We start from the raw sequence: 7,318 nt of genomic DNA on the forward strand, positions 1-7,318 counted from the left end.
CTCAGCCGAGCAGTTCCGCCATCCACGCCTCGATTTCGTCCGGGCGCCTGGGCAGCCCCTCGGACATGAGGCGGGCGCCGTCCGCGGTTATGACGAGGTCGTCCTCGATGCGCACCCCGATGCCGCGCAGCTCCGGCGGCAGGGTGAGGTCGTCGGGCTGCAGGTAGAGGCCCGGCTCCACGGTCAGCACCTGGCCCTCCTCCAGCACGCCGTCGAGGTAGGCGTCCGCCCGCGCCGTGGCGCAGTCGTGCACGTCGAGGCCGAGCATGTGGCCGCTGCTGCAGAGCGTGTAGCGGCGGTAGAGCCCGCTCTCCAGGTCGGGGCTGGACAGTACGCCCCAGTCGTGCAGGCCCTCGGCGATCACGCGCATGGCCGCCTGGTGGAACTCCCGGAAGCGCGCGCCCGGCCGGAGCGCGGCGATCGCGGCGTCCTGCGCCTCCAGGACGAGGTCGTACACCTGCCGCTGCAGCGGGCTGAACCGGCCGGACAGCGGCAGCGTGCGGGTGATGTCGGCGGTGTAGAGGTTGTCGCTCTCCACGCCCGCGTCCAGGAGCATCAACTCGTCGGGGTTCAGCCGCCCGTCGTTGCGGATCCAGTGGAGCACGCAGGCGTGTGCCCCCGAGGCCACGATCGACTGGTAGCCGACCGCGTTGCCCTCCAGCCGGGAACGCAGTCCGAAGATCCCCTCGACGTACCGCTCGCCGCGCGGGTGGGCGATCGCGGCGGGCAGCGCGCGGACCACGTCCTCGAAGCCGCGCGTCGTGGCGTCCACGGCGTGCTGCAGCTCCGCGATCTCCCACTCGTCCTTGATGAGCCGCATCTCGGACAGGAACTGGGCGAACTCGCCGTCGCCGTCCCCCGGGGACACCAGGGCGTCGACCGCGGTGTCCACCCCGCGCAGCACCCGGGCGGGCCCGGTGACCGCGTCGGCCAGCCGGTCGATGTGGACGCACTCGACCTGGTAGAGCTGCTCCGCCTCGGCCAGGTCGGGGCGGCGGCCCACCCAGAACTCGCCGTACCGCCGGTCGCGGTAGAACTCCTGCCCCTCCGAGCGCGGCGACCGAGGCCGCAGGAAGAGCCGGGCCGTGCCGGAGGGTTCGATCACCAGGACGTCGTCCGGCTGCTGGTCGCCGGTGAGGTACGCGAACGCGCTGTGCGCCCGAAACCGGTAGTCGTCGTCGTTGCTGCGGGCCTTGAGGGTGCCGGAGGGGATGACCAGCCGCTCCCCGGGGAACCGGGCGACGAGCGCAGCGCGGCGCTTGGCGGTGTACGCGGCGAGGGGCAGGGGCTCCATGTCCATCAGGCTGGTGTCGGCCCAGCCGGTCGTCATGAACTGCGCGAGGGCCTCGGTGATGGGAAGGTCGTGGCTTCCGGTGTTGATCTTGTCCGTCATCGTTGTCTCCGGCGGCGGGCGGGCAATAGTGGTATTTCACACATTACTGCTTCGGCTCTCGAACCTCACCAGCGTATGCCCCTGACGCTGCTGACAGGTCAGGCCGCGCAGGCGGGTCCGGCGCGCTTAGTCCACGTGCTTGGGGGCAAGGTTGAGTGAAAGCCGAGCCGAGGCCGAGCCGAGGTGGTGCCGATGCTGATCACAACGATTCTGCGGGGCAAGGGAACGGACGTGGCGACCGTGCGGCCGGACGCCACGGTCACCGAGCTGCTGGCCGTACTGGCCGAACGGAACATCGGAGCGGTGGTCGTCTCGGAGGACGGCGTGACCATCACCGGCATCGTCTCCGAACGCGACGTCGTGCGCCGGCTGGCCGACCGGGGCGCCGCGGTCCTGGATCTCCCGGTCTCCGCGATCATGACGTCCGAGGTGCACACCTGCACGCCCGAGGCCAACGTGGACGAGCTCCGCCGTACGATGACCAACCATCGCGTCCGGCATGTCCCCGTGATACGCGATGGCCGGCTCGCCGGCATCGTCAGCATCGGCGACGTCGTCAAGAGCACCATCGACGAGCTGGAGACGGAGAACGAGGCCCTGGTCGGTTACATCAACAGCTGACCGAGGCCGGGTCGGGGAAGAGCCCGGCGCTCAGGCCGGGTCGGGGAAGGGGCCCGGCATCCGCCGGGCCCCTCCGCGTCTCACTGAGCCGTTCGCCTCATACGAACGCCTCACGGCTCAGTGAACGGCTCACTGAACTGTGATCTTGTCCTCCTTCACGGTGATGCCGCGCACCTGCGGGGTCGAGGTCGCCGTCGTCACCGTCCCGGTTCCCACGGACGAACCCTTGACCGTGAACGAGTAGGTCAGGGTGCCGCCGGGCGCGCCCGGCGTACTGGTGATCTGGTAGTCACTCGCCGGCCCGCCGGTGATCTGGCTGCCCGCGGTGCCGTCGGCGTTCTCCGCACCCACGGTCAGGCCGTAGTCGTCACCCGGGTGACCCGGCAGGGCGGTCGGGTTGTAGGCGTAGGTGATGTCCTCCGTCCCGTTCAGCCCGATCCACTGCTGGAACATCTTGATCTTGCTGTCGCCCCACAGGCGGACCCGCCATTCGATGACGACCCACCGGTTGACGCCGTCCGTCAGCGTTGCCACGTAAACGCCCGGAGCCCCGGTGCCGTCCAGGTCGGTCCAGTACGTGGCGAGCACGCCGTTGGGCGGCGCCGAGTCGGGGAACGTCTGCGGGGAGTACTGGATGTCCGCCGAGCCGGTTGTGCCGCCCGCGACCGTGTAGCCGTTCGAGACGACCCCGATCCTCGTGTACGTCTTGCCCGCGAAGACGAAGGCGGGGACGTTGTAGTTGAGTGCCTGCTCGTCGCCGATCGGTGTGGGCCTGATGCCGAGGGAGGACAGCGGGAGCCAGCCTTCCGCGGGGTTGGTCCCCGGTGCGATGACCGGCTTGTCGGGCTGCCGCCCCGCCAGGGTGGTCGTCGTCGTGACCTGGCGCTTCCCGACCTGCGTCGCGCCGGTGACCTCGGCGACCTTCAGCTTCGTGTTCAGCGTGCTGGAGGCCGTGACCTCGGTGTCCGCCAGCGTTTCGTTGCGCACGGTCACCGTGCAGGTGGACGTCTCGGTGTTCTTCGCGATGGTGTCGGGGGTGCAGGTCTGCTCAAGCGGCACCGAGCCCTGCGTGCGGTAGAACGCGACCGGGAGGTGCTGTTCCCGGTTCCCGTTGACCTGCTTGAGGTCCACCTGGCCGAAGTACTGCCCCTCGGGCAGGTCGGGAGCGCTGATCGCGATGGTGATCTCCGCGCTCTGGCCGGCCTTGATGTTGAACGTCGCCGGCTGCACGGTGATCTGCGCTCCGCTGACCGTGCTGCCCGTCGCCTTGTAGACCATGTTCTTGTCGGTCGCGTTGAAGAGCTTCCGCTTCGCCGTGATCACGCCGGGCATGACCGGCGCGTTCACCGACGGCAGGTTCAGGTCGATCCGCCCCTGCGGGTGGTCGGCCGAGGCCGCGAAGTTCGCCGCTGTCTCGTCCAGGGTCAGACCGGGGTCGCCGGCCTTGGACAGGTCGATGCGGCCCCCGCCGTAGTCGAACGGGTCGGCGGGCGTGGTGCGGTCCTGCTTGGTGACCTTCGTCGTGGCCGTGGTCTCCAGCGCCGACTTGATCTGGCCGGGCGTCCAGTCCGGGTGCAGGGCCGCCACGAGCGCCCCGGCCCCGGCGACGTGCGGCGACGACATCGACGTGCCGGCGATGACCTGGAAGAGGTTGCCCGCAGGGCCCTCGACCTCGGACTCCGGCGTCGGCGTCTGCCCCGCGAGGATGTGCAGGCCGGGCGCGGTCACGTCCGGCTTGAGGAAGTCGCCGCCCGGGCCGCGCGAGGAGAACGTCGTCATCGCGTCGCCCTGCCACGTCGTCTTCTCGCCCTGGGTGAAGGTCGCCGTCGCGCCGGGGTGCGTGCTCAGGAAGCCGAGCAGCGCGTCGGTCTCCGGCTTGTCGATGTGGACGGTGGGCACCCAGTGGTTGTCCGTCATGACGTCCAGCGGGGACGAGTTGTAGAGGATCATCCCCGCGGCGCCGCCCTTCTTGACCTGGGCGCCCTTCAGCACCCGGTTCGGGCCACGCTCACAGGCGACGATCTTGCCGGTGAACAGCCCGGCGGGCGGTGTGCGGACGCACAGCGCGTCGCTGTACGGCGGGGCCGAGGCGAGCACGATCGGCAGCGGCGTCATCGAGCCCGCGGTGATCGACGCCCCCTTGATCGTGGTGGTCGTGCCGTCGCCGGCGAGGGTGATCGTCGACTGGAAGGTCCGCGACTGGGTCGAGGCGGCCACGGTCGTCACCCACGGGCTGCGGTGGTCGGTCGTGTTCGCGCCGGGGCCGGAGTTCCCCGCCGAGGCGGACACGAACACGCCCGCCGCGTACGCGTCGAGGAACGCCAGCTCGACGGGGTCGCTGTAGGGGTTGGACCCGCCGGAGATCGAGAAGTTGATCACGCGGACGCCGTCCGCGATGGCCTGGGCGACCGCGGCCGCCGAGTCGGACTGGTAGCACCCTCCGGCGCCGCAGACCTTGTAGACGGCCACATGGGCGGCCGGCGCGATGCCGTGGATCGCGCCGCGGTCGATGCCGAGCGGGTTCGCGTGCTCCACCGGGCCGCCGGCCGATGTGGTCGCCGTGTGCGTCCCGTGACCATTGGAGTCACGGGCGCTCTTGGGGTAGACCTCGCCGCCCGCCAGCGCGTTGTACGTGTCCAGGAAGGGCTGGCCGGAGATCAGCTTGTTGTTGCAGACGAAGACATCGGTCGCCGGGGTCAGCGGGTTGTCGCCGAAGTTACAGGTCCGGGGGGTGCCGTCGGCCTTGGCCGGGGGCGCGGGCAGGTTGCCCGGGTCGGCGAACGACGGGTGCTCGGGCCACGCGCCCGAGTCGAGGATGCCGACGATGACGCCCTTGCCGGACGAGCTCGAACCGCCGAGCTGGTTGTATATCGTGTCCGCCCCCATGAACGAGGCGCTGGAGTCGGTGAGCGGCTGCTCCTTCTTGTCCTCCTGCACGGCCGCGACCCCGGGGAGCTTCAGCAGCTCGGCGGCCTTCTCGCCGGGCAGGGTGAGCGCCACGCCGCCGTAGACCGTGCGGAGCTTCTGGCCCACCTTGGCGTCGGGGATCTTCTTCGCCAGCTCGCCGAGGAAGGCGTTCTCGACCTCCTCGATGTGCTTGCCGTACTTCGCCGCGTCGGCGCTCTTCAGGTCGAGGGACTCGCCGGTGACCGCCGGGCTGGTCCCGGGCAGGCCGGCGAGGCCACCCCGGTACGCCGCGAGGGAGTCGTAGTCCAGCTTCACGACGACGTTCACCGGCGCCGCCGAGCGCGACTGCAGCAGCTGGACGTCGCTCTTGGCCAGCCGCCCGCTCGGCGACTTGGCCCCTTCGACGAGTTCACCGTCGGTGAGCGGGGTGGCCGACCAGGAACCGGAGGGACTGGGGCTGGGCTCCGCCGTCGCGGACGCCGCGGGGATCGTCGCCGCGACGAGGGCGAGACCGCCCGCGACGGCGGTCAAGCGTAAATAGGTGGACCGGGACTTCCTTGACACGAACACCTCCCATGAGGGCACTGCACGGACTCGCCGCCCGCAGAGAAGTGAGGTGTCGTGCCGCCCTGAACGCATGGGAAGGTGCACGACCCTCCCCGTTGGGCGACAAGTGGACGGCCACCTCGGAAGGTGGCCGTACCTGACCTGGAGTCTAACGAGAGATCATCTTTACGTATAGATCGCGATTTATGCTGACTTTATGCGGCTCTATTGGGTGGAAGTTGACAAGCTCTACACTCCATCCTGTGAAGCTCAAGCTTGATCTCCATGACATCTACAACAACAGCCGTGAGATCGACCGGGCGCTGCGCGGGATCATCCAGGAGGCCGTCCGGGTGAAGGCCACGCAGGTGGAGATCATCCCGGGCAAGGGATCCGGCCAGCTCAAGAAGAAGGTGCTGCGCTTCCTCGACCAGAAGGAGATCAAGGCGCTCTATCACCGCATCGACAAGGACGCGAAGAACCACGGCCGCCTGTTCGTCTACTTCCAGTGGAAGTGAGCGCGCGACGCGTACCAGGGGTAACGCTTACCTCGGCGTGGCCGAGGGCACAACCAGGGCGCACGCCGACTCCTCGCCACACTGGGAGCTGGTCACCTCAACAGGCGTTGCCGGGGCACCCGAGGCCTGTAGGCCGAACCAGTGGCTACATAAGAGGCGGTCAGGTGGCAGCCGTATGCGTGGCGCACGATCGGCGCCCTGAATAAACACCACTGGATCCCGGCATCCCAGGCTTGACCCTCCGTCGCTGGCCCTCTGTCCTTCGGATGGGTCGAAAGCAGACGACAGATCAGGACGACGGCATCCTGCGCGGGGCCGCACTTTTGGGCTTGCGACTGTACAGCAGCGAAGTACAGCAACGGAGTCTTACGAGACCGCACAGCAGCAGTCGGGATCTGCCGCCCGAACAGGGCGAGGGACCGTCTACGTCGTGACTGGCTCCCGTTTGCAAGCAGGAAGTCATGAGCGTGCCGCAGGCGCGAGGCTTGCAAATTGGCCCGGGTCGGTGTACGCCTGCACAAAGGGGTAGATCGTCTCCTGGACGGGGGATATGCGGATGAACAGCAAGAAGACCGGATTGGAGGAGTATCAGGAAGCGCTCGCACGGGCGAACGCGAATGTGCGGGCCGCGCGCGCCCCGGTATTCGGTCACCATCGCCCACGGGGCATCGCTGTCGTGCTTTTGGGGCTGGTGTTCCTGGTCGGGAGCCTGGCCATCTTCTACTTCGAGTGGTACGGGCCCACCTATGGCAATCCTGCGTCTGGGACGATCGTCAAGGTCGAAGGGCGTGGGATCCATGTCGCGTTCACATCCGCTGAGGGTGTGCACGAGACGGGTTATGTCCAGAACTTCGTGCAGAACCCTCCACCGTATGTGGGGGAGAAGCGAGACATTCTCTATCTGGACTGGTGGAAGTCCGCCGGGAGAGTGGACGCATGGGATCCCCGTGTTCCCCCGGTGCTCGCCTTTCCCTTGATCTTCACCCTTGTAGGCCTTGGCGCATTGGTGGCCGGGGTCATCGAATTCTCCGGTCGCGGTCCTTGGCGGAAAGCCGTCTGGCTCGATGAGCGATCCGTACGCTCCTCTGCGTCGGGCCTCGCCGACCGAGGCGTCCGCTCGGTGCAGGAGTGACTGCCCTCGTTGCCAGCCGTTGCCTGGCCTCGTGAATTCACCGACATGCGGATGGTCGTCACCTAGCGTCACAAACGACAAAAGGTGCCGCTCTGACCTGGCATGATCTGGATTGACTAGATCTTGATCCTGCAGGAGAACGGCACCTCGAAAGTGAAGCCTACGACACCCGCCGGATTGCGGCGGAAGATCAAGCGTGTT

5 protein-coding genes are annotated in these 7,318 nt (G+C 68.2%); 3 read left to right on the forward strand and 2 right to left on the reverse strand.

Going from position 1 to position 7,318, the window contains the following annotated elements; all coding sequences use genetic code 11:
* Position 1 precedes the first annotated feature (1 nt).
* Positions 2 to 1,393 carry an aminopeptidase P family protein gene (locus QSK17_RS07450; RefSeq protein ID WP_285703703.1) on the reverse strand — a complete coding sequence of 464 codons (1,392 nt, stop codon included), beginning with the start codon at positions 1,391 to 1,393 and terminating at the stop codon, positions 2 to 4.
* Between the two features lie 192 nt (positions 1,394 to 1,585).
* Between QSK17_RS07450 and QSK17_RS07455 the strand changes: the two genes are divergently transcribed.
* Positions 1,586 to 2,014 (forward strand): CBS domain-containing protein, encoded by a 429-nt coding sequence (locus tag QSK17_RS07455; RefSeq protein ID WP_285703704.1) that lies wholly within the window; start codon positions 1,586 to 1,588, stop codon positions 2,012 to 2,014.
* A gap of 129 nt (positions 2,015 to 2,143) precedes the next feature.
* Here the strand turns inward: QSK17_RS07455 and QSK17_RS07460 are convergent, their stop codons facing one another.
* On the reverse strand, positions 2,144 to 5,452 hold the full coding sequence (locus QSK17_RS07460; RefSeq protein ID WP_285703705.1) for a S8 family serine peptidase: 3,309 nt from the start codon (positions 5,450 to 5,452) through the stop codon (positions 2,144 to 2,146).
* 278 nt (positions 5,453 to 5,730) lie between these two features.
* On the opposite strand from QSK17_RS07460, the gene QSK17_RS07465 reads away from it, so the two are divergent.
* On the forward strand, positions 5,731 to 5,985 hold the full coding sequence (locus QSK17_RS07465) for a Smr/MutS family protein (RefSeq protein WP_285703706.1): 255 nt from the start codon (positions 5,731 to 5,733) through the stop codon (positions 5,983 to 5,985).
* Positions 5,986 to 6,541: 556 nt separating this feature from the next.
* Positions 6,542 to 7,117 carry a hypothetical protein gene (locus QSK17_RS07470; protein WP_285703707.1) on the forward strand — a complete coding sequence of 192 codons (576 nt, stop codon included), beginning with the start codon at positions 6,542 to 6,544 and terminating at the stop codon, positions 7,115 to 7,117.
* Positions 7,118 to 7,318: the final 201 nt, after the last annotated feature.

The sequence above is a fragment of the Microtetraspora sp. NBRC 16547 genome (genome assembly GCF_030268965.1).
Lineage (GTDB): Bacteria > Actinomycetota > Actinomycetes > Streptosporangiales > Streptosporangiaceae > Microtetraspora.